Source organism: Microbacterium foliorum (assembly GCF_003367705.1).
Taxonomy (GTDB): domain Bacteria; phylum Actinomycetota; class Actinomycetes; order Actinomycetales; family Microbacteriaceae; genus Microbacterium; species Microbacterium foliorum.
Genome location: NZ_CP031425.1, coordinates 2,170,135 through 2,192,543 on the forward strand (window position 1 = coordinate 2,170,135; position 22,409 = coordinate 2,192,543).

A 22,409-nucleotide genomic window follows, 5' to 3' on the forward strand; every position below is an offset into this window, starting at 1 on the left:
GGGAGGTGTCTCAGAGACGCTCTGCCACGTACTCGGTCAGGTCGACGAGACGGTTGGAGTAGCCCCACTCGTTGTCGTACCAGCTGGAGACCTTGACCAGGTTGCCGCTGACGTTGGTCAGCGTCGAGTCGAAGATCGACGAGTGCGGGTTGTGCACGATGTCGCTCGAGACGATCTGGTCTTCGTTGTACTGCAGGAAGCCGGCGAGACGGCCGTCGGCCGCAGCCTTCTTGTACGCCTCGTTGACCTCGTCGACCGTGAGGTTCTCGCGGTCGGTGATCAGCGTCAGGTCGACGATCGAACCGGTGGGAACCGGAACGCGGTACGACGAGCCGCTGAGCTTGCCCTGCAGTTCGGGAAGGACCTCGCCGATGGCCTTCGCCGCGCCGGTCGAGGCCGGGGTGATGTTGATCGCTGCGGCACGGGCGCGACGCAGGTCGCTGTGCGGGCCGTCCTGGAGGTTCTGGTCGGCCGTGTAGGCGTGAGCGGTCATCATGAAGCCGCGGTCGATGCCGAACGCGTCGTTGAAGACCTGCGCCAGCGGGGCGAGGCAGTTCGTGGTGCACGACGCGTTGGAGATGATGTGGTGCGTCTCCGGGTTGTACGTGTCCTCGTTCACACCCATGACGAACGTGCCGTCGACGCCGGTGCCCGGAGCCGAGATGAGGACCTTCTTCGCGCCGGCCTCGATGTGCTTCTTGGCCAGGTCCGCCTTGGTGAAGAAGCCGGTCGACTCGATGACGATGTCGACGCCCAGCTCACCCCAGGGGAGATTGGCGGGGTCGCGCTCTGCGAACGCCTTGATCGCCTTGCCGTTGACCGTGATGCTGTCGTCGTCGAAGCTGATGTCAGCATCGAGGACGCCGCCGACGGAGTCGTACTTCAGAAGGTGGGCAAGGGTCTTGTTATCGGTGAGGTCGTTGACCGCGACGATCTCGATGTCCGCTCCCTGCGCGAGAGCCGCGCGGAAGTAGTTGCGCCCGATACGGCCGAAGCCGTTGATACCGATCTTGACAGACACTCAGGTCTCCCTGTTTCTCGTGCGCGGTGCGCGGCAAAAGTGCGTACGCGATGCGCGGGGTTTTTTGGCTGAGATGGCGTCCCGACGAGACAAGGCCCGTCGGGACGCGACCCGATTACGACAGTACCAGCAGGCCGTTCGTCTTCTCGCGGGCCACCTCGAGGCGCTGGGCGACGTTCTCCCAGTTGGCGATGTTCCACGCGGCCTTGACGTAGTCGGCCTTGACGTTCAGGTAGTCGAGGTAGAAGGCGTGCTCCCACATGTCGAGCTGGAACAGCGGCACCGTGCCCTGCGCGGTGTTCGACTGCTGGTCGAACAGCTGCTGGATGATCAGTCGCTGACCGATGGAGTCCCAGCTGAGCACCGACCAGCCCGAGCCCTGGATGCCGAGCGCGTTCGCGGTGAAGTGCGCCTGGAACTTCTCGAAGGAGCCGAAGAACTCGTCGATGGCAGCCTTCAGCTCGCCCTCGGGCTCGCCGCCGCCGTTCGGCGAGAGGTTCGTCCAGAAGATGGAGTGGTTGACGTGACCGCCGAGGTTGAAGGCGAGGTCCTTCTCGAGCTTGTTCACGTTCGCGAGGTTTCCGCTCTCGCGCGCTTCGGCGAGGCCCTCGAGTGCCGTGTTCGCGCCGGCGACGTAGGTCGCGTGGTGCTTGTCATGGTGCAGCTCCATGATCTTGCCGCTGATGTGCGGCTCGAGGGCTGCGAAGTCGTAGGGAAGGTCGGGGAGCGTGTATGTCGCCATGTCGCTTTCATCCAATCCGCGCCGCGCCGCGGCGCTTGTCGGTCCTCCGCGCCGCCGATGTGCGGCGTGGAGCGGACGTAACTCATCCTACCGAGACAACACTCGAGTGTCCCGGATCCTTCCGTCGAATGACGACATGAGGCGACCCCGTTCGGGGTCGCCTCATGGTGTCGTTCTCGGGTGGTCTCAGACGTCGAGGCCTGCGGGCACGGCCGCCTCGGTGCCGGGGATGCCCTCCTGCTGCGCGCGCTTGTCGGCCATCGCGAGCAGACGGCGGATGCGGCCGGCCACGGCATCCTTCGTCATCGGCGGATCGGCGTGGTGTCCCAGCTCGTCAAGGCTCGCGTCACGGTGTGCGAGACGAAGCTCACCGGCGACCTTCAGATGGTCGGGCACCTCGTCGGCGAGGATCTCGAGTGCACGCTCGACGCGCGCGCAGGCCGCGACCGCCGCCTGCGCCGAGCGTCGAAGGTTCGCATCGTCGAAATTCACGAGGCGGTTCACGCCCGCGCGCACTTCGCGCCGCTGACGCATCTCCTCCCACGTCACGGCGGTCTTCTGCGCGCCCATCTCACTGAGGATGGTGCGGATCGCCTCGCCCTCGCGCACGACCACCCGCGGCATGCCGCGGACTTCACGGGCCTTGGCGGCGACACCGAGTCGGTGCGCGGCACCGACCAGGGCCATCGCGGCCTCGGATGACGGGCACGCCACCTCGAGCATGGCCGACCTGCCGGGCTCGCTGAGCGTTCCTGCGGCGAGGAAGGCGCCGCGCCACAGACCGGCGATCTCGGCGCGAGAGCCGGTCGTCAGGCGGTTCGGCAGCCCGCGCACGGGGCGACGACGCTGGTCGAGCAGTCCCGTCTGACGGGCCAGGGTCTCACCCGAGGCGATCACTCGGACGGCCCACCGGGCACCGTCGTTGGACGTGCTCGACTGCACCTGGGCGATCTCCGGCCTGACACCGTAGATCTCGGCGAGATCGCGAGCGACGCGCTGCGCGAGGATCTCGGCATCGACCTCGGCCTCGACGGCGACCCGGCCGGCGATGGAATGCAGTCCGCCGGCGAATCGGAGGATCGATGTGACCTCTGCGACGCGCACCGTCGGGGGTGCATTACGGATGCTGACCAGCTCAGCCTTGACGTCGGTCGTTAGTGCCACGACACTCCTCTACGCTCACGCGCCGGATCGCGGCGCAAACCTCCAGCCTACTCTGACGGAGGCTCCTGCTATTCCCTGCCGAGGTCCCTATGGCGCACGTTCACGGCGACTCCCGGCACCGCGGCCAGACGTCGGGCGAACTCCTCCACCATGGCGACCGAACGGTGCTTGCCGCCGGTGCAGCCGATCGCGACCGTCGAATGACTCTTGTTCTCGCGCTGATAGCCCTCGAGCACGGGGGTGAGCGCGGCCGTGTACGCCTCGAGGAATTCGGCGGCGCCCTCACGGGAGAGCACGTAGTCGCGCACCGGCTCGTCCTTGCCCGTGAGACCGCGCAGTTCTTCGTTCCAGAACGGGTTGGGCAGGAAACGCATGTCGGCGACGAGGTCGACATCGGTCGGCAGACCGTACTTGAACCCGAAGCTCATCAGGGTGACGCGGTGGCGGGCGGCGCCCTCCTCGGCGAACAGGTCGGAGACCTGGGTGGCGAGCTGATGGATGTTGAGCGCAGAGGTGTCGATCACCAGATCCGCGGACTCCCGGATCGGCGCGAGCCGCTGGCGCTCGATGCGGATGCCGTCGAGCAGCGTGCCGTCGCCCTGGAGCGGATGCGGTCGACGCACGGACTCGAAACGCCTGACGAGCACGTCGTCGGAGGCGTCGAGGAAGAGCACCCTGACGGATCCGCGTGAACGCAGTGCCCTGGCGACACCGGGGAAGTCGTCGAAGAGGTTCCGGCCACGGACGTCGACGACGGCCGCCACCTTGGGGAGGGCCGTTCCGCCCATGTCGGTGAGGTCGAGCAGAGGACGCAGGATCTGCGGCGGGAGGTTGTCGACGACGTACCACCCGAGGTCCTCGAGCGCGTTCGCGACCGTCGTGCGCCCGGCGCCCGACATGCCCGTGACGATGAGGAACTCGCCTTTGTCCCCGTCAGCCATCGTGTCTCCCTCTCCCCCGCCGACACCAGCCTAGCGAGTGGAGAGATGGGTGTGGATGTTCTGGGCGAGCACCGGCCCGATCCCCTGCACCTCTTCGATCTCGCTCGGGGCGGCGCCGCGGAGTGCGGTCACGGAACCGAAGTGCTTGAGGAGGACCTTGATCCGCGATGCGCCGAGGCCGGGAACCTCGGAGAGGACGGAGGAGATGTCATTTCTGCGCCGCTTGCGCTGATGCGTGATCGCGAAGCGGTGCGCCTCATCACGCAGCCGCTGCAGCAGGTAGAGCGACTCGCTGGTCCGAGGCAGGATCACCGGGAAGTCCTCGCCCGGAAGCCAGATCTCCTCGAGGCGCTTCGCGATACCGCACACCGCGATCTCGGTGTGCCCGGCGTCGCGCAGAGCGCGAGCCGCGGCCTCGACCTGCGGCTGCCCGCCGTCGACGAGAAGGAGCTGAGGCGGATATGCGAAACGCGGCTTGCGCTTGACCTCGACGACCTCGGCGTCGATGTCGATCTCGCCCGACACCGGCACCGTGGGCAGCACCGTCGGCAGACGGTCATCGGCCTCGTCGGGACGGTCGAGATAGGCGAGTCGTCGACGCAGCACCTGGTACATCGAATCCGTGTCGTCGGTGGTCTCGGGGATGTTGAACGAGCGGTACTGGTCTTTGCGCGGCAGTCCGTCTTCGAAGACGACCATCGAGGCGACCACGTTGGTCCCGCCGAGGTGGGAGATGTCGAAGCACTCGATGCGCAGCGGCGCCTCGCTCATACCCAGCGCATCCTGCAGGTCGGTGAGCGCCTGGGTCCGCGCGACGTAGTCACTGGTGCGCCGCGTCTTGTAGCGGATGAGCGCCTGTTGTGCGTTGAGAGTCGCGGTGCGCATGAGATCGGCGCGCTGGCCGCGCTGAGCGACGGCGATCTCGACCTTCTTGCCGCGACGCTCGCGCAGCCACACCTCGAGTTCCGCCGCGTCGTCGGGAAGAGACGGGACGATGATGCGCCGCGGCACATCCTGCGCATCACCGTAGGCGCGCTGCAGGACCTGGTCGACCAGGTCGGCGCCCGAGATGTCGATCTCCTTCTCGATGGTGAGGGCGCGGACACCGCGCACCCGACCACCGCGGATCACGAAGTGCTGCACTGCGGCGGCCAGCTCGTCTTCGGCGATGCCGAAGAGATCGGCATCCTCATCGGATGCCAGCACCAGCGCGCTCTTTCCGAGCACGGCCTCGATCGCGCTGAGCTTGTCGCGGTACTTCGCGGCCGCCTCGTAGTCCATGGCGGCGGATGCGGCCAGCATCCGCGTGGTCAGCTCGCGCGTGAACCTCTCGTCTCCACCGGACATGAAGGCGACGAAATCGTCGACCATGGCGCGGTGCTCGTCGATCGTCACCGTCATCGAGCACGGCCCGCCGCACTTGCCGATCTGGCCGGGGAAGCACGGCCGTCCCGTCTGCATGGCGCGCTTGTAGCTGGAGTCGCTGCAGGTGCGGATCGGGAACGCCTTGACCATGAGGTCGATCGTCTCGTGGACCGCCCAGACCTTGGGATAGGGGCCGAAGTAGCGGGCTCCCGGGATCTTGCGATTCCTGGTCACGATGACGCGGGGCGCCTCGTCTCCGAGGGTCACCGCCATGAACGGGTAGGACTTGTCATCCTTGTAGCGGACGTTGAAGGGCGGATCGAACTCCTTGATCCACATGTACTCCAGCTGCAGCGAATCGACGTCCGTCGGAACGACGGTCCACTCCACCGATGCCGCCGTGGTCACCATGCGCCGCGTGCGTTCGTGCAGTGTGCGCAGCGGTGCGAAGTAGTTCGACAGACGCTGGCGGAGGTTCTTCGCCTTGCCGACGTACAGCACCCGCCCGTCGGCATCACGGAAGCGATACACGCCGGGGTTGGTCGGGATCTCCCCCGGCCTGGGCTTGTATGCGAGGACGTCGGCCATCAGCTGGCCTTCTTCGCGGCGCGCCCCTCAGTCAGGATCTCGGCGAGGAACTGGCCGGTGTGACTCTCCTCGACCCGCGCGATCTGCTCGGGGGTGCCGGTGGCCAGGATCTCACCACCGCCCGAACCGCCCTCGGGGCCGAGATCGATGACCCAGTCCGCGGACTTGATCACGTCGAGGTTGTGCTCGATGACGATGACCGTGTTGCCCTTGTCGACGAGCCCGTTGAGCACCTCGAGCAGCTTTCGCACGTCTTCGAAGTGCAGACCCGTCGTCGGCTCGTCGAGGACGTAGATGCTGCGACCGTTGCTGCGGCGCTGGAGCTCGGTGGCGAGCTTGACGCGCTGCGCCTCTCCTCCCGAGAGCGTGGTCGCCGACTGCCCCAGACGCACGTACCCGAGACCGACGTCGACGAGGGTCTTCATGTACCGGTGGATCGCCTGGATCGGCTCGAAGAACTCCGCGGCCTCGGCGATCGGCATCTCTAGGACTTCGGCGATGTTCTTGCCCTTGTAGTGCACTGACAGCGTGTCGCGGTTGTAGCGCTTGCCGTGGCAGACCTCGCAGTCGACGTAGACGTCGGGCAGGAAGTTCATCTCGATCTTGATCGTGCCGTCGCCCGAGCAGGCCTCGCAGCGTCCGCCCTTGACGTTGAAGCTGAAGCGGCCCGGCTGGTAGCCGCGCACCTTCGCCTCAGGGGTGTCGCTGAACAGCGAGCGGATGCGATCGAACACCCCCGTGTAGGTGGCCGGGTTCGAGCGCGGGGTGCGGCCGATCGGCGCCTGATCGACGTGCACGACCTTGTCGAGGTTGTCGAGTCCGGAGACGCGGGTGTGCTTGCCCGGCACGGTGCGGGCGCCGTTGAGGCGCGACGCGAGCACCTGATAGAGGATGTCGTTCACGAGCGACGACTTTCCCGAACCCGAGACGCCGGTGACCGCGGTCAGCACGCCGAGCGGGAAGTTGACGCTCACGTTCTTGAGGTTGTTCTCCCGCGCGCCGACGACGCTCAGCATCCGCTTCTTGTCGAGCTTGCGTCGCTTCTTCGGGGTGGGGATCTCTCGGCGTCCGGAGAGGTACTCCCCCGTCATCGAGGCCGGCTCGCTGAGGAGCGCCGAGTACGGGCCCGAGTGCACGACGTCGCCGCCGTTCACACCTGCGCCGGGTCCGATGTCGACGACCCAGTCTGCCGCCTCGATGGTCTCTTCGTCGTGCTCGACGACGATGAGCGTGTTGCCGAGGTCGCGCAGCTTGAGCAGCGTGTCGATCAGTCGACGGTTGTCACGCTGGTGCAATCCGATGGACGGCTCGTCGAGCACGTACAGCACCCCGGTGAGGCCGGAACCGATCTGCGTGGCCAGACGGATGCGCTGAGCCTCACCACCCGAGAGCGAGCCCGCCGCACGACTGAGGTTGAGGTAGGAGAGACCGACCTGCAGCAGGAAGTCGAGGCGGAGCCGGATCTCTCGGAGCACCTGGGCCGCGATCTTCGCCTCGCGGTCGGTGAGCGAGAGTGTCTCCATGAAGGCGCGGGCGTCGGAGAGACTCAGGTGCGACACCTCGGCGATGGAGCGCCCGTGCACCTGGACGGCGAGCACCTCGGGCTTGAGGCGGTTGCCCTCGCACACGGGACACGGCACCTCCCGCAGGTATTCGCCCCACCGCGCGCGCTGGGTGTCGGATTCCGCCTGCGCGTACTGACGCTCGATGTAGGGAACGACGCCCTCGAAGCCCGAGGCGTAGCGCATCTCACGGCCGTACCGGTTCTTGAACTTGACGGTGACCTTGTAGTTGTCGCCACGCAGGATCGCATCCTGCACGTCGACGCGGAGGTCCTGCCACGGGGTGTCCAGCGAGAACTTGAGATCGTCGGCCAGCCCCTCGAGCAGACGCTCATAGTACTGGAAGAGCCCCTTGCCCTGCGTGGTCCACGGGACGATCGCGCCCTCGCGGATGGAGAGCTCCTCGTCGCCGAGCATCAGGTCGACGTCCACCGACATGCGGGTGCCGAGACCCGAGCAGGCGGGGCAGGCGCCGAACGGCGCGTTGAACGAGAAGGTGCGGGGCTCGATCTCGGTGAGAGAGAGGGCGTGGCCGTTCGGGCACGCGAGCTTCTCGGAGAAGGACTGCCAGGCATCATCGCCCTCTTCGTCGACGAAGTTCACCTGCACGACGCCGCCCGCGAGACCGAGAGCGGTCTCGACGGAGTCGGTGACCCTGCCCAGGATGTCGTCGGCCGCGACGAGGCGGTCGACGACCACCGCGATGTCGTGCTTGTAGCTCTTCTTCAGCGTCGGCGGCTCGGCGAGCTGGACGAGGTCGCCGTCGACGATCGCCCGGGAATACCCCTTGGCGCCGAGCTCACGGAAGAGGTCGACGAACTCGCCCTTCTTCTGCGAGACGATGGGCGCGACGATCTGATAGCGGGTGCGCTCGGGGAGCTCCATGAGCTGGTCGGCGATCTGCTGCACGGTCTGCCGCTGAATGCGCTCACCGCATTCGGGGCAGTGCGGGATGCCGATGCGCGCCCACAGCAGGCGCATGTAGTCGTAGATCTCGGTGATCGTGCCGACGGTCGACCTCGGGTTGCGGTTGGTCGACTTCTGGTCGATAGAGACCGCGGGGCTCAGACCCTCGATGAAATCGACGTCGGGGCGGTCGACCTGACCGAGGAACTGCCGGGCGTAGGCACTCAGCGATTCGACATAGCGGCGCTGCCCTTCGGCGAAGATGGTGTCGAACGCGAGACTGGACTTTCCCGATCCGGACAAGCCGGTGAACACGACGAGGGAGTCGCGTGGGATGTCGATGTCGACATTCTTGAGATTGTGGACGCGGGCACCGCGAACACTGAGTTTTCCTGGGGTTGCAACCGGGACGATAGGCACCGATCAAGTCTACGAGGGGCCACGGACATTGGCTCCGTGAGGGCTCACAGGAAGGTGCTCACCCTCTGCGCCGCGCCGCCGACACGCTCCGACCCGCGGCCAGCAGCAACACCGCCGTGGCCGCGACGACGGCACCGCCGCCGGCGACGACGGCCCATGACGCGGTGCCCTCGAGGGCGCCCATGCCGAGCATGACGACGACGGTGAGCGGCTGGGCGATCGCCTGCACCAGGACGAACCGGATGACTGTCGGCCGCAGTGCGGAGAGAACGACCCGGGATCCGGCCGGAATGACGAGAGTCAGCGATGTCAGGACGTGGATCGCATGCACGAGGAGCACGGCGAGCATCGCCCGACCGATGTCCGGCTCGGACACCAGCATCCCGATCACGATGCATGCCGCGCCGCCCCACGCGGCGAAGGTCTGCGGGAGCACGGCCGCGGTCACCGCCAGGATGACGGCGACCCACTGCCACCCGACGAGCGGATTGAGCGCGAACGCCCCGACCGCGACCACGGCGATCAGCGCCATCCGCATCACGATCCAGGAGACGGCGGGCGCGGTCTGCAACGTGTCGTTCGGCGCTCTCATCGCCGAGCCCTCGCGATCTCACGCAGGGCGGAGGACGGATCCTCTGCCCATGTCACCACATCGACGCCTGCGCCGTGCAGGTCGGCGAAGACGTTCCCCCTCTCCGCCAGCACCGTCCGCAGAGCGATGAGCTGAGGGCGGCTGAGACGCGAGCGATCGAGCCGCGGCAGAACGTCGATCGCGACGACCCGGTGCCCGCTCGCCCGCCACATCAGCGCGGTCTGCGCGGCGGCACCCTGGAAGAACGTGGACAGGACGAGGACGACCGAACCGTGCGGGACATGCGGGGTCCTGCGGAACGACGCGTCGTCGCGAGCCTGTCCCGTCGCCGCGATCGCCGCCTCGAGACGTGCGAGATGGCGGGCACCCGAGCCGCTGCGCAGCGAACGCCCACCGTGCACGAGGACGTGCAGGGCGACGCGATCACCGGCATCGACGGCGGCGATGGCAAGTCCCCGAGCGGCCTCCCGCGCGTTGTCCAGTGACGTCACACCACTGCGTTCTACGTCGCCGCTCCCCCATGACGAGACCATCTCGCCGAGATCCTCCGACGTGTCCATAGCGATCACGACGGATGCGTCGCTGAGCGTGTGGGTGCGCCGCACGAGCAGCTCTCCCGGCCTCCGCGCCATGCGCGCCGTCGCGCGCCAGTCGACACGGCGCAGTTCGTCTCCAGGAGCGAACGGATGGATGTCGCGGAAGTCTCCGCCCTGCCCAGGGCGCCGCCCCTCGTGCGAACCGTGCAGGCCGGTCAGCCGTCTCGGCAGCGGCAGCATCCCTGCTGTGCGGGGCGTCGGAGCCACCTGACGTCTGCTCACGACGACCTCGGACGGCGTCGCGAGCACAGCACCGTCGAGCGCGAGGCCGCGCGCCGCCACCTGCACCGGCAGAGCAGGGCCGGAATGGAGGACGCGGCTCCGTGCGACGACCGCGGCATCGGAACCGGAACCGGGAACGATCGCGCGTCGGCTTCTGCGCTCGGAGAGCACGACGAGCAGTTCGACCATCTCGGCGTCGCTCTCGACCGAGATCTCGGTGCGCAGCTCCCCGTCGGCGCTGGAGCGTGGCGCGGCGCTCGGCCGGGCGTCCACGCCCGAGGTCCCCCGGCCGAGAGCGAGGGCGCTCCACAGCGCGAGGGGAAGCCCCATGGCGACGACGTCAGGACGCGAGAACAGCAGTCCGAGAACGGCGAGCACGATCGAGCCGGCGATCGCGAGGGCGAGCGCCGGGCTCCAACGACCGGGCATCGATGGTCTCGTCACACGCGCTCCTTCACCGTCGGGGGAACGGGCACCCGATCGACGACCGCACGCACGACGTCGGCGGCCGACGCTCCCTGTGCCCAGGCCTGCGGGGTCAGGGTGAGGCGGTGGGCGAGCACCGGGACGGCGATCCGCTTGATGTCGTCCGGTCGCACGAAGTCACGACCGTCGAGCGCGGCGAGGGCGCGACCGAGCAGCAGAAGGCCGAGCGAGCCGCGCGGCGATGCACCGACCTCGACATTCGGCGCCGTGCGCGTCTCGCGAGCGATCTCGACGCAGTAGCGCGCGATGTCCTCGTCGACATGGATGCTCTCGACCACAGCCTGCAGCTCGACGAGACGTGCGGCATCGATGACCGCGTCGACGTGGGTGGCCTCCTGCCGCCGGTCGACGCGGTTCTGCAGGATCCGCGCCTCACCCGCCACATCCGGATACCCGACCGAGAGCCGGACCATGAATCGGTCGAGCTGCGCCTCGGGCAGCGCGTAGGTGCCCTCGTACTCGATGGGGTTCGACGTGGCGATCACGTGGAACGGCGCGGGCAGCGCGAAGCTGTTGCCCTCGACGGTGACCTGCCGTTCAGCCATCGCCTCGAGCATCGCCGACTGCGTCTTCGGCGTGGTGCGGTTGATCTCATCGGCCAGGAGCAGGCCGGTGAAGATCGGCCCGGGGCGGAAGACGAAGTCCGAGGAGTCGGGCGCGTAGACGTACGACCCGGTGACATCGCCCGGGAGCATGTCGGGGGTGCACTGAAGCCTGCGGAACGACAGCCCCAACGCCGATGCGAGGCTGCGTGCGGCGAGGGTCTTGCCCAACCCCGGCACGTCCTCGAACAGCACGTGCCCTCCCGCGAGGACAGCGGCGAGCGCGATCTCGAGCGGGTCATCCATCCCGACGACGACGGTACGCACGGCGGCCAGGATTCGAGCGCCGACCTCGGCGATCTCGGGGGATTTCGTCATGTCATCTCCTGTATCTCGGGAACAGCGACACACGGCCCGTGGATGCGGCCGATGCGCGGGGTGGCGTGGGGGCGTCCTCTGCGGACGCCCCGGAACCCAGAGCGTCGATCGCGTCGAGCGCTCGCTCGACATCCCCGATCGTCGTCCCCGGGCCCTCCAGTCGATCCCACAGGTCGGGGCCGATCAGCGCGATGACCTTCTGGCGATGCATCGGGTCTGCGGGGTCCGCTCCTCGGCGTCGCAGCCGCTGCCGGAGAACCTCCCGCACACGACGCGTGATCTGCATGCCGGCGAGTCCCGTGTGCGTGTTCAGAGCCCACGCCATGCGGGAGATCTCCGTCGGCCGGCGATCGGGCTCCACCGCGATGCGCGGGGCGTCGACGCTCGGTTCGAGTGGCACCGCGAGCTGCGCGAGAAGCGCGAGCGCCCCCACGAGAAGACCCCATCCGATCACGAACGGCCAGGTGAAGCCGAAGCCCAGGAGCACCAGTGCTGCGATCACCGCGGCCGCCGCGGCCATGACGGTGCGCCCCCCGCTCATCGCCACACCTCTTCGATCCGGCGCAGAGCGGAGCGTGCGGCGCGCCGCTCGGCCTCGGTGGCCTCGTGGGCGCCGAAGCGCACGCGCTCGAACAGCGTCAGCAGCTCGGACGCCTCCGCCTCGATGCCGGAGCGCCGCGTGATGATCCTGAGGGCCAGTTCCCCCGGCGTCTCGCTCGGAGCGCGTGCGACGCCCGCATCTGCCGCGCTCTCCTCCAGCCCGACCCACGCCGCGATGACGGCGTCAGCGGGCAGCGCTCTGTCATCGATGGCCTGCAGCGCCCCGGCGATACCGCGCCGGATGGCGTCGACCACCACCTGCGGTTCAGGAACCGCGGGCGCCCCGGAGACCTCGGCAGCGACCTCGGCTCCCTCACGCCGCTCCGTCGGCCTGTTGCGCCAGGCCCGCAGGAGAGCCCGGGTGATGATCACGAGGAGCACGATGACGCCGGCGGCCACGAGGAGCACCAGGATCCCGGCGGCTGCCCGCAGGACCGCGGAGCTTGCAGGGTCGATCTCGATGCCCTCCGGGAGCCCGGTCGGTCCGGGCATCGTCGTGGGAACCGGCTGCGCCGACGGGGGCGGCACCGGGTCCGACGGTCGGAACGTCGGCGTCCCCTGGATCGCGGCGGCGATCATCACGATGAGGAAGAGCACGGCGACCGCACTCACGAGTCCGAGCCGACGAACACCCCGACGCGCGTCGGCTGTCGGGTGGTCACTCGGCATCCCCACACCCTATGCCGCGGTCACTCCGTGGTCGAGCGGCGACCCGCGAAGGCCGAGAGTCCGTCGCGCAGGGTCGCGATCTGCTCGAGGTCCATTCCCACGGCCGCCATGACCTGGCGGGGAACGTCGAGCGCACGCTCGCGGAGCGCGCGGCCCGCATCCGTGAGGGTGATGTCGAGGCGACGCTCGTCCTCCACGCTGCGCTGCCGGGCGACCAGACCGTCAGCTTCGAGGCGCTTGACCAACGGCGATGCGGTGGCGGGCTCGAGAGCGAGGTCGGCCGCGAGATCGCTGAGCTGCCGCGGCGCCCTCTCCCAGAGGGCGAGCATGACGAGGTACTGCGGATGCGTGAGGCCGAGGGGCTCGAGGATCGGCCGGTAGATGCCGACGACGTTGCGGGCGGCAGTCACCAGGGCGAAGCAGAGTTGATTGTCCAGCTTGAGCAGATCATCCGTCGCGGTCACGGTTCGACTATACGACGACGCTAATAGTTAGTACACTAAGGAACATGGCACGCTCCGATGACCGACCTCCCCTCCGATCGCGCGTCCGCGCCGCCGGTGGGCTCTACGCGTGGATCAACACGAACCTCATCCGGTTCGCCGGCCCGGCATCGGTCGGCCCGTACGAGAAGACCCCGCCTCCGAGCGCGGAGCAGCGCGCAGAGCGCGCCTGCCCGCTCTGCGGTGCACCCATGAGCGACCACGAGATCGACCGCTCCGGTCCGCGGACCATGATGCACTGCCCCTGAAGCCCGCGAAGTCAGTGCTCGCGAGCTGCCGCATCCTCCCGAGCGACGTCGAGCCAGAAAGCCAGCTCGTCGTCGGACGCGAGAACCTCGGATGCGACGTCGAGCCACCCGGTCCCCATGGTGCGAGGGCCCATCACCGCCGTGGCGACGCCGGGGCGTGTGGTGAGGACGGCCCCGCGCTCTTCATCGACGCGCACGAGGAGGACGCCCCCTTTGCGCGCCCCGACCAGGATGTGACCGTCGAGCAGGAACGCGCGGGTACCGAACATGCGCTTCTCTTCGATCTCGCCGTCGAGGGTCAGCATCGCTCGCACTCGATCGGCGAGCTCGTCTCCTGGCACGTCCATCATGGCCTCCTCCGGATCAGGCGTGCCCGGCCTTCTCCATGGCACGCAGCTCCTTCTTCATGTCCTGGACCTCGTCGCGCAGACGACCGGCCAGCTCGAACTTGAGCTCGGATGCGGCCGCCAGCATCTGGTCGGAGAGATCCTGGATGATCGCCTCCAGCTGCTGCGCGCCTTCCGCGGCGATGCCCGTGCGGCGGAGGTTCGGGGTCGGGGACTTGCCTTTGCCCTTGCCTGTGGCGCGCCCACGACCTGACATCATCTCGGCAGTGTCGGCACCCTCACGTGCCAGCACCTCGGTGATGTCGGCGATCCGCTTGCGCAGCGGCTGCGGGTCGATGCCGTTCTCGAGGTTGTACGCGACCTGCTTCTCACGGCGTCTGTCGGTCTCGTCGATCGCCTTGGCCATCGAATCGGTCATCTTGTCGGCGTACATGTGGACCTCACCCGACACGTTTCGCGCTGCACGTCCGATCGTCTGGATGAGCGAGGTGCCCGAGCGCAGGAAGCCCTCTTTGTCGGCATCGAGGATGGCGACGAGCGACACCTCGGGAAGATCGAGGCCTTCGCGGAGCAGGTTGATGCCGACCAGCACGTCGTACACGCCCGAGCGCAGTTCGCTGAGCAGTTCGACGCGACGAAGCGTGTCGACGTCGGAGTGCAGATACCGCACACGAACGCCGTGCTCGCCGAGGAAGTCGGTGAGCTCCTCGGACATCTTCTTCGTCAGCGTGGTCACGAGCACGCGCTCATCGCGTTCGACGCGCACGCGGATCTCCTCGAGGAGGTCGTCGATCTGCCCCTTGGACGGCTTGACGATAATCTGCGGGTCGACGAGGCCGGTCGGGCGGATGATCTGCTCGACCACCCCGTCGGCGATCCCCATCTCGTACTTGCCGGGCGTCGCCGACAGGTAGACGGTCTGCCCGACGCGGTTCTTGAACTCGTCCCAGCGCAGCGGTCGGTTGTCCATCGCGCTCGGCAGACGGAAGCCGTGATCGACGAGAGTGCGCTTGCGCGACGCGTCGCCCTCGTACATCGCACCGATCTGCGGCACCGTGACGTGCGACTCGTCGATCACGAGCAGGAAGTCGTCGGGGAAGAAGTCGAGAAGGGTGTGCGGCGGCTCGCCCGGCATGCGTCCGTCCATATGACGCGAGTAGTTCTCGATGCCCGAGCAGAACCCGAGCTGCTGCATCATCTCGAGGTCGAAGGTGGTGCGCATCCGCAGACGCTGCGCCTCGAGCAGCTTGCCCTGCCGCTCGAACTCCTTCAGCCGCTCTTCGAGCTCGTGTTCGATCGTGCCGATGGAGCGCTGGATGACGTCGGTGCCCGCCACATAGTGCGAGGCCGGGAAGATGGGCACGGAGTCGAGCTTCTCGATGATCTCGCCGGTCAGCGGATGCAGGTAGTACAGCCCCTCGATCTCGTCGCCGAACAGTTCGATGCGGATCGCGTTCTCTTCGTACACCGGGATGATCTCGATGGTGTCGCCGCGGACACGGAAGTTGCCGCGGGAGAAGTCGACGTCGTTGCGGTTGTACTGCATGGCGATGAACTGACGGATCAGTGCATCCCGGTCGTAGCGCTCGCCCACCTGCAGCGCGACCATCGCGCGCAGGTACTCCTCCGGCGCCCCGAGTCCGTAGATGCACGACACGGTCGAGACCACGATCACATCTCGCCGGCTGAGCAGCGAGTTCGTGGTCGAGTGCCGCAGTCGCTCGACCTCGGAGTTGATCGACGAGTCCTTCTCGATGAAGGTGTCGGTCTGCGGGACGTAGGCCTCGGGCTGGTAGTAGTCGTAGTACGAGACGAAGTACTCGACCGCGTTGTTCGGCATCAGCTCGCGGAACTCGTTGGCGAGCTGCGCGGCGAGCGTCTTGTTGTGGGCGAGCACGAGTGTCGGGCGCTGCACCTGCTCGACCAGCCAGGCGGTCGTGGCCGACTTTCCGGTACCGGTGGCACCCAGAAGCACCACGTCGGTCTCACCGGCGTTGATGCGCGAGGCGAGCTCGGCGATCGCCTTCGGCTGGTCGCCGGCCGGCGCGTACTCGCTGATGACCTCGAAGGGGCGGACGCTGCGCGTGGGTTGCATACCTCCAGCGTATGCCGGGCCACCGACACCGGGGTCGCGCGTCGAACGTGCCCCTAGAGTGGGGGCGTGATCGAGTTCATCATCGGCACCAGCCTCGCGGCCTCGGCGGGCCTGAATGCGTGGATGCCGCTGTTCCTCCTCGGCCTCGCCGACCGCATACTCCCCGCGGTGACGCTGCCCGCCTCCTGGTCCTGGTTGTCGGGCGACATCGCCCTGTGGATCCTCGGCGGCCTGCTCGCCCTCGAGATCGTCGCCGACAAGATCCCCGCGGTCGACTCCGTGAACGACGTCATCCAGAGCATCCTGCGTCCCGCGTCGGGCGGCATCGCGTTCGGGGCGGGCTCGGGCGCCCAGACGATCGCCGTCGACGATCCCGCGGCGTTCTTCACCGACAACACCTGGGTTCCCGTGGTGACCGGCGTCGTGATCGCACTGGTGGTGCATGTCATCAAGGCGACGGCTCGCGTGGCCGCGAACGCGACGACCGGCGGGCTGGCGGCTCCGGTGCTGAGCAGCGCCGAGGACGGCGCCTCCTTCGCCCTCGCCGCCGCGGCGATCGTCGTGCCGGTCGTCGCCGCGCTGCTGCTCATCGGACTCGCCGTCGCGATCGTCGTGATCCTTCGGCGACGCGCGCGGCGGCGCCGCGATCGGACGGCTCCGTCGTCCGCCGAAGAACTCCGGGCGTGAGGAGCGCCGCTCAGGTGGAACGGGTGCCCGCCGATGCACGCAGCCTCACGACGGCCACAGCCGCCGCGAGAGCACACATCACGAGGACAGCGACGATGAACCACACCCAGTCCGCCTCGCCGAACACGATGCCGAGCGCCCAGCCGAACAGGCTCGATCCCGCGTAGTAGCCGAAGTAGTAGAGCGACGAGGCCTGCGCTCTGCTGTCGGGGCCTGCCGCCACCGGCGCCCACCCCGATGCCACCGCGTGCGCCCCGAAGAAGCCCCCGGTGAAGAGAAGCAGCCCGATCAGCACGATCGGAGTGGCCTGAGCGAGCATCGCGGCCGCTCCCGCGGCCATCACGGCGATCGCGCCCAGCAGCACGGGGTATCGCCCGAATCGCGAGGCCAGAGAACCGGCCCAGGGCGACGAGACGGTGCCGGCGAGGTAGGCGAGGAAGAGCAGAGTGACCACCCAGGCCGGCAGCTCGAAGGGCGGCTCGGCGAGGTGGAATCCGAGATAGTTGTACACGGCCACGAACGCTCCCATGAGCAGGAAGCCCTGGGCGTACAGTGCGAGCTGACCTCCCGAGCGGAGCGGCGCCAGCAGGCGCGTGAGCATCCCCGGTCCGGCGTCGTCACGGAACCGTCCGGGCACGAATCCCCGCGCCTTCGGGGTCAGCCACAGGAACAGCACGGCCGCCACCGCGCACAGCCCCGCGACCGTCCACATGCCCGCGCGCCACTGCACCTGCTCCCCCACGATGCCCGACACGACCCGACCCGCGAGCCCGCCCACCGTCGTTCCCGCGATATAGCTGCCCGCTGCGGCGGCGGCGTTCCGCGGGCTGACCTCTTCACTCAGGTACGCGAGCGCGACCGCAGGGACAGCCCCGAGCGCGACTCCTTCGAGCAGGCGCAGCGTCAGGAGCATCTCCATCCCTGCACTGAGCGGGGCCAGGAGCCCCAGCACCGTCGCCGTGAGCACGCCGATCGCCATCGCCTGCACCCGGCCGATGCGATCGGCCACCATCGACCAGGGGATGACGGCGGCCGCCAGCCCGAGCGTCGCCGCCGACACGCTCAGCGCGGCGCTGGCCGGCGAGATCCCGAGATCGCTCGCCAGCTGCGGCAGCACGGCCTGCGGTGAATAGAGCTGCGCGAACGTCGCGATGCCCGCGAAGAACAGACCGATGATCAGGCGTCGGTATACGAGTGATCCGGGTGCGTGACCGGTGAAGGTCACGACGTGCTGATCCGCTCCCAGAGATCATCCGTCTGCGCGAGCGTCTGCTCCAGCGATCCGGACGTGTCGATGACCACGTCGGCGATCGCCAGGCGGCGCTCATCGGAGACCTGGGCGTCGATCCGCTCCTGCGCGGCCCGCTCCGCCATCCCGCGGATCTCCACGAGCCGACGCCTGCGCTCCTCCACAGGCGCGTGCGCGACGACGATCAGGTCCCACGGATCGTCGACCCGCGCTTCGACCAGGAGCGGGACGTCGTACACGACGACCGCCTCGGGGTCGGCGGACATCGCCTCGTCGAACCGACGCTGGGACTCGGCGCGGACCGCAGGATGCACGATCGCGTTCAGCTGCGCGAGGTGATCGGCGTCCCCGAAGACCTTCGCACCGAGAGCGGCGCGATCGAGCGAGCCGTCAGCGGCGATGACCTCTGCACCGAACGTCTCGGCGATGGCTGCGAGCACCGGAGTCCCCGGTGCCTGCACGTCGCGGACGATCCGATCGGCGTCGACGACGACTGCTCCGCTCTCCGCCAGTCGTCGTGCGATGGTCGACTTCCCGGAGGCGATGCCGCCCGTGAGCGCGATGAGAGCCATGCGGCCAGTCTAGGCTTCGCCCCGGCCGTGCTCAGCGTCCGAGAAGCTGACGCCGGGAGCTGATCACGCCCGTGTCGAAGCCGGCGAGGTGCAGTCCGCCGTGGAACCGCGCGTGCTCGATCTTGATGCAGCGATCCATCACCACCGAGAGCCCTGCCGCCTCCGCGAGAGCCGCGGCCTCCTCGTTCCATGACCCCAGCTGCAGCCACAGCGTCTGCGCTCCGAGATCGATCGCCTCCTGCGCGACGCCGGGAAGATCCTCGTGCCGACGGAACACGTCGACGATGTCGGGGACGACGGGAAGGTCGGCGAGCGACGCATAGACGGGCTGCCCGAGGATGGACGACTCCCGCGGATTGACGAGGTAGACGTCGTATGCGGTGCTCGAGAGCAGATAGGTCGCGACGAAGTACGACGCGCGGGCCGGGTTGTTCGATGCGCCGACGATCGCGACGGACTTCGCGCGTCGGAGGATGCCGAATCGCTGCTGCTGGCTCGGCCCTTCACCCGTACGCTCAGGGTGCAGCGGGGCGGCTCCGGGAAGCGCGCATGCTGCAGCCTCCTGAGGCGCGGGGAGAGCGCAGGCGTCTGCCCCGGCGACGTTCGTGTCGCTCATCGGTTCGCTCCCGTCGCCGTGCTGAGTGCCTGGTCCAGGTCCCAGATGATGTCGTCCGCGTCTTCGAGGCCCACCGAGATCCGGATGAGGTCGGGGCGCACTCCCGCCGCCACGAGCTGCGATTCGGAGAGCTGACGATGCGTGGTGGATGCCGGGTGGATGACGAGCGTGCGCGCGTCACCGATGTTCGCGAGGTGCGAGGCGAGCTGCAGGTTCTCGATCAGCGTCTCCCCCGCCGCGCGGCCGTCTTCGGCCTTGACTCCGAAGGCGAAGACCGACCCCGGCCCGAGCGGCAGGTACTTCGCGGCGCGCGCGTGATGCGGGTGGCCCTCGAGCCCCGCCCAGGTCACGTAGGCCACGCGGGGGTCAGACGCCAGCCAGTCCGCGACGACGCGCGCGTTGGCGAGATGGGCGTCGATGCGCTGCGGAAGAGTCTCGACACCCTGCAGCAGGTTGAAGGCGGACTGCGGACTCAGCGCCGGCCCGATATCACGCAGCTGCTCGGTGCGGAGCTTGGTGAGGAACCCGTACTCGCCGAAGTTGCCCCACCACGCGATCCCGCCGTACGACTCGACGGGCTCCGTCATCTGCGGGAAGCGCCCGTTGCCCCAGTCGAACGTGCCCTTCTCGATCACGACGCCGCCGAGCGTCGTCCCGTGACCGCCGAGGAACTTCGTCACCGAGTGGATGACGATGTCGGCGCCGTGCTCGAGCGGACGCGCGAGATACGGCGTGGCCAGTGTCGCGTCGACGACGAGCGGCACGCCGGCGGCATGTGCGACCTCCGCGAGGCCCTCGATGTCGGCGATCTCACCGGACGGATTGCCGATCATCTCGACGTAGACGACCTTCGTCTCAGGGCGGATAGCCGCCGCGTAATCGTCCGGATCCGTGGACGCGACGAACGTGGTCTCGACGCCGAACCGACGCAGCGTCACGTCGAGCTGGGTCACGGTACCGCCGTAGAGCTGCGCCGAGGCGACGACGTGGTCACCCGCTCCGACGAGCGCGGCGAACGTGATGAACTCGGCGCTCATGCCCGACGCGGTCGCGACCGCGCCGATCCCGCCCTCGAGCGATGCCAGCCGTTCCTCGAGCGCGGCGACGGTGGGGTTGCCGATCCGCGAGTAGATGTTGCCGTACTTCTGCAGCGCGAAGAGGTTGCCGGCATCCGTCGCATCCTCGAACACGAAGGACGTCGTCTGGTAGATCGGCACCGCGCGGGCGCCCGTCGCCGCGTCCGGTGTACCGCCGGCATGGAGAGCTCTCGTTCGGAACCCGAAGCGGTGTTCTTGCGTCATGATGTCCTCAGTTCGGCGGTCTCGAGCACGGCGGCGATGTCGTCGACGGCCCAGGGGTTCTGCAGCGAGGTCGTGTCGCCCAGCGGTGCGGGCGTGCGACCGGCGCGACGATCCTGCTCGGCCTCCCACAGCTGTGCGAGCAGGCGTCGCATGATCTTGCCGGAGCGGGTCTTGGGCAGGTCGGGCACCACGACGATGTGCCTCGGCTTCGCGACCGGGCCGATCGCGGTGGCGACCTGTCGTCGCAGCTGCGAAGTCGAGACCTCTGCACGTCCTGACGCGGTGACGAATGCGACGACGGCCTGCCCGGTGACCGGGTCTGCGACGCCCGCGGTGCCGGCCTCCCCCACCGTGTCGTGCGCCACGAGCGCCGATTCGATCTCGATCGTCGAGAGCCTGTGGCCGGACACATTCACGACGTCGTCGAGGCGGCCGAGGATCCAGATGTGGCCGTCGGCATCGCGCGTCGCCCCATCGCCGGCGACGTAGTATCCGCCGTGCTCACCGTGTCCGGCGTACGCCGACCAGTACGCATCGCGGTAGCGCTGCGGGTCGCCCCACACGGTGCGCGCCATTCCCGGCCACGGACGCCGCACCACGAGGGTTCCGGATCTTCCGGGCGCGACCTCATCGCCGTTCGCGTCGACCACGGTCGCGTCGATACCGGGCAGCGGCACCGATGCGGACCCGGGCTTGAGCGTCGTCACTCCCGGAAGCGGCGCGATCATCGCGGCTCCGGTCTCGGACTGCCACCAGGTGTCGATCACCGGGAGCTCGTCACGCCCGAAATTACGACGGAACCAGATCCAGGCTTCGGGGTTGATCGCCTCACCGACCGTTCCGAGCAGACGCAGGGTCGACAGGTCGTGCCCCGTCGGCAGCTCTGCGCCGAACCAGGTCATGAAGGTGCGGATGAGCGTGGGCGCGGTGTAGTAGACGGTGACGCCGTAGCGCTCGATGATCTCGAGGTGGCGCTCGCGGTCGGGCGTGTCCGGCGTCCCCTCGTAGATGACCTGCGTCAGTCCGTTCGAGAGCGGGCCGTAGATCTCGTACGTGTGGGCGGTCACCCAGGCGAGATCCGCCGTGCACCAGTGCACGTCGTCGGGTTTCGCGTCGAAATGCGCCCAGTGCGCCCAGCTCGCCTGCGTGAGGTACCCACCGGATGTGTGGACGAGCCCCTTCGGCTTCCCGGTGGTTCCGGACGTGTAGATGATGAAGAGCGGATGCTCGGCATCGAACGCCTGGGGCTCATGCCGGGACGAGGCGGTGTCGACGACGTCGTGCCACCAGACGTCGCGTCCCTCGGTCCAGGGAACGTCCTGCCCTGTACGCCGGAGCACCAGGACGTGCTCGAGGTCGGGAAGATCCGCGGCCGCGATGTCGGCCGTCGACTTGACCTCGGTGGCGGCGCCGCGGCGGAACTGGCCGTCGCTCGTCACCAGCAGCGTGGCTCCGGTGTCGGCGAGCCGGAATCGCACCGCCTCGGCGGAGAACCCACCGAACACCAGTGAGTGCACGGCTCCGATGCGCGCGCACGCGAGGGTGATCACGACCGTCTCGATCAGCACCGGGAGGTAGATCACCACACGGTCGCCCGGCCGGATGCCGAGTGCGATGAGCGCGTTGGCCGCGCGCGAGACCCTGTCCTGCAGGTCGGAGTACGTCACGGCGACGCGGTCGCCCGGCTCGCCCTCGAAATACAGGGCGACCCTGTCACCGCGCCCGGCGTCGACATGTCGATCGACGCAGTTGTACGCGACGTTCAGGCGTCCGCCGACGAACCACCGCGCGGCGGGTACGGCGTCACCGGCAGGCGGATCCCATTCGTGGGCGGTGTGCCAGGGCTCGGCCCAGTCGAGGCGCTCGGCCGCCTGCTCCCAGAAGAGGGTCGGATCCGACGCCGCCCGCGCGTACGCCTCGGCGGTGACGTTCGCGGTCGCGGCGAAGCCGGCGCGCGCCGGATACGTGCGGGTCTCCTGCAGACGTGCTTCTGTCAC

General features: G+C 68.4%; 21 protein-coding genes. 2 read left to right on the forward strand and 19 right to left on the reverse strand.

All coding sequences use genetic code 11. From position 1 onward, the window contains the following. Positions 1 to 10: 10 nt before the first annotated feature. From gap to DXT68_RS10295, 12 genes are all read right to left on the reverse strand, one after another. On the reverse strand, positions 11 to 1,021 hold the full coding sequence (gap, locus tag DXT68_RS10240; protein ID WP_045253780.1) for a type I glyceraldehyde-3-phosphate dehydrogenase: 1,011 nt from the start codon (positions 1,019 to 1,021) through the stop codon (positions 11 to 13). Positions 1,022 to 1,136: 115 nt separating this feature from the next. Beyond that, positions 1,137 to 1,763, reverse strand: coding sequence for a superoxide dismutase (locus DXT68_RS10245; protein ID WP_045253779.1), 627 nt, complete (start codon positions 1,761 to 1,763; stop codon positions 1,137 to 1,139). Between the two features lie 186 nt (positions 1,764 to 1,949). Then, complete coding sequence (whiA, locus tag DXT68_RS10250; protein WP_045253778.1) at positions 1,950 to 2,927, reverse strand: DNA-binding protein WhiA; 978 nt, start codon at positions 2,925 to 2,927, stop codon at positions 1,950 to 1,952. A 68-nt stretch (positions 2,928 to 2,995) separates the two neighbouring features. After that, the gene (gene rapZ, locus DXT68_RS10255; protein WP_045253777.1) at positions 2,996 to 3,868 is read right to left on the reverse strand and encodes an RNase adapter RapZ; all 873 of its coding nucleotides are present in this window, start codon (positions 3,866 to 3,868) and stop codon (positions 2,996 to 2,998) included. A gap of 30 nt (positions 3,869 to 3,898) precedes the next feature. Next, the gene (gene uvrC / locus DXT68_RS10260) at positions 3,899 to 5,821 is read right to left on the reverse strand and encodes an excinuclease ABC subunit UvrC (protein ID WP_045253776.1); all 1,923 of its coding nucleotides are present in this window, start codon (positions 5,819 to 5,821) and stop codon (positions 3,899 to 3,901) included. Continuing rightward, positions 5,821 to 8,709, reverse strand: a complete 2,889-nt coding sequence (gene uvrA / locus DXT68_RS10265; RefSeq protein ID WP_045253775.1) for an excinuclease ABC subunit UvrA — start codon at positions 8,707 to 8,709, stop codon at positions 5,821 to 5,823. Before uvrA ends, uvrC begins: the two co-directional genes overlap by 1 nt. Before the next feature lie 58 nt (positions 8,710 to 8,767). Next, positions 8,768 to 9,301, reverse strand: a complete 534-nt coding sequence (locus tag DXT68_RS10270) for a hypothetical protein (protein WP_045253774.1) — start codon at positions 9,299 to 9,301, stop codon at positions 8,768 to 8,770. Beyond that, complete coding sequence (locus DXT68_RS10275) at positions 9,298 to 10,563, reverse strand: DUF58 domain-containing protein (protein WP_244268164.1); 1,266 nt, start codon at positions 10,561 to 10,563, stop codon at positions 9,298 to 9,300. Before DXT68_RS10275 ends, DXT68_RS10270 begins: the two co-directional genes overlap by 4 nt. Next, on the reverse strand, positions 10,560 to 11,525 hold the full coding sequence (locus tag DXT68_RS10280) for an AAA family ATPase (RefSeq protein ID WP_045253772.1): 966 nt from the start codon (positions 11,523 to 11,525) through the stop codon (positions 10,560 to 10,562). The genes DXT68_RS10275 and DXT68_RS10280 overlap by 4 nt, the downstream gene beginning before the upstream one ends. Before the next feature lies 1 nt (position 11,526). After that, positions 11,527 to 12,066, reverse strand: a complete 540-nt coding sequence (locus tag DXT68_RS10285) for a hypothetical protein (RefSeq protein ID WP_156149274.1) — start codon at positions 12,064 to 12,066, stop codon at positions 11,527 to 11,529. Then, positions 12,063 to 12,794, reverse strand: coding sequence for a DUF4129 domain-containing protein (locus DXT68_RS10290; RefSeq protein WP_045253770.1), 732 nt, complete (start codon positions 12,792 to 12,794; stop codon positions 12,063 to 12,065). Before DXT68_RS10290 ends, DXT68_RS10285 begins: the two co-directional genes overlap by 4 nt. Before the next feature lie 20 nt (positions 12,795 to 12,814). Continuing rightward, positions 12,815 to 13,258, reverse strand: a complete 444-nt coding sequence (locus tag DXT68_RS10295) for a MarR family winged helix-turn-helix transcriptional regulator (protein ID WP_045253769.1) — start codon at positions 13,256 to 13,258, stop codon at positions 12,815 to 12,817. Positions 13,259 to 13,302: 44 nt separating this feature from the next. On the opposite strand from DXT68_RS10295, the gene DXT68_RS10300 reads away from it, so the two are divergent. Beyond that, the gene (locus DXT68_RS10300; RefSeq protein ID WP_045253768.1) at positions 13,303 to 13,545 is read left to right on the forward strand and encodes a hypothetical protein; all 243 of its coding nucleotides are present in this window, start codon (positions 13,303 to 13,305) and stop codon (positions 13,543 to 13,545) included. Between the two features lie 11 nt (positions 13,546 to 13,556). Here the strand turns inward: DXT68_RS10300 and DXT68_RS10305 are convergent, their stop codons facing one another. Continuing rightward, positions 13,557 to 13,892: a TfoX/Sxy family protein gene (locus tag DXT68_RS10305; protein ID WP_115760491.1), complete on the reverse strand. Its 336-nt coding sequence runs from the start codon at positions 13,890 to 13,892 to the stop codon at positions 13,557 to 13,559. 16 nt (positions 13,893 to 13,908) lie between these two features. Further along, entirely contained in the window at positions 13,909 to 15,987 is a 2,079-nt protein-coding gene (gene uvrB, locus DXT68_RS10310) for an excinuclease ABC subunit UvrB (RefSeq protein WP_045253767.1), read from the reverse strand. Positions 15,988 to 16,053: 66 nt separating this feature from the next. On the opposite strand from uvrB, the gene DXT68_RS10315 reads away from it, so the two are divergent. After that, positions 16,054 to 16,674 (forward strand): DUF4126 domain-containing protein, encoded by a 621-nt coding sequence (locus DXT68_RS10315; protein ID WP_045253766.1) that lies wholly within the window; start codon positions 16,054 to 16,056, stop codon positions 16,672 to 16,674. A gap of 10 nt (positions 16,675 to 16,684) precedes the next feature. On the opposite strand, the gene DXT68_RS10320 is transcribed toward DXT68_RS10315, so the two are convergent. Genes DXT68_RS10320 through acs form a run of 5 tightly spaced genes read right to left on the reverse strand, consistent with a single transcriptional unit; the run spans position 16,685 to position 22,409 of the window. After that, a complete protein-coding gene (locus DXT68_RS10320) occupies positions 16,685 to 17,899 on the reverse strand; it encodes an MFS transporter (protein WP_082068894.1) in 1,215 nt (404 codons plus the stop codon). Continuing rightward, positions 17,896 to 18,495, reverse strand: a complete 600-nt coding sequence (gene coaE / locus DXT68_RS10325) for a dephospho-CoA kinase (protein ID WP_045253764.1) — start codon at positions 18,493 to 18,495, stop codon at positions 17,896 to 17,898. Before coaE ends, DXT68_RS10320 begins: the two co-directional genes overlap by 4 nt. Positions 18,496 to 18,526: 31 nt before the next feature. Beyond that, entirely contained in the window at positions 18,527 to 19,111 is a 585-nt protein-coding gene (locus DXT68_RS10330; protein WP_045253763.1) for a CoA-binding protein, read from the reverse strand. Beyond that, positions 19,108 to 20,412 carry an O-acetylhomoserine aminocarboxypropyltransferase/cysteine synthase family protein gene (locus DXT68_RS10335; RefSeq protein WP_045253762.1) on the reverse strand — a complete coding sequence of 435 codons (1,305 nt, stop codon included), beginning with the start codon at positions 20,410 to 20,412 and terminating at the stop codon, positions 19,108 to 19,110. Before DXT68_RS10335 ends, DXT68_RS10330 begins: the two co-directional genes overlap by 4 nt. After that, positions 20,409 to 22,409 carry an acetate--CoA ligase gene (acs, locus tag DXT68_RS10340; protein ID WP_045253761.1) on the reverse strand — a complete coding sequence of 667 codons (2,001 nt, stop codon included), beginning with the start codon at positions 22,407 to 22,409 and terminating at the stop codon, positions 20,409 to 20,411. The genes DXT68_RS10335 and acs overlap by 4 nt, the downstream gene beginning before the upstream one ends.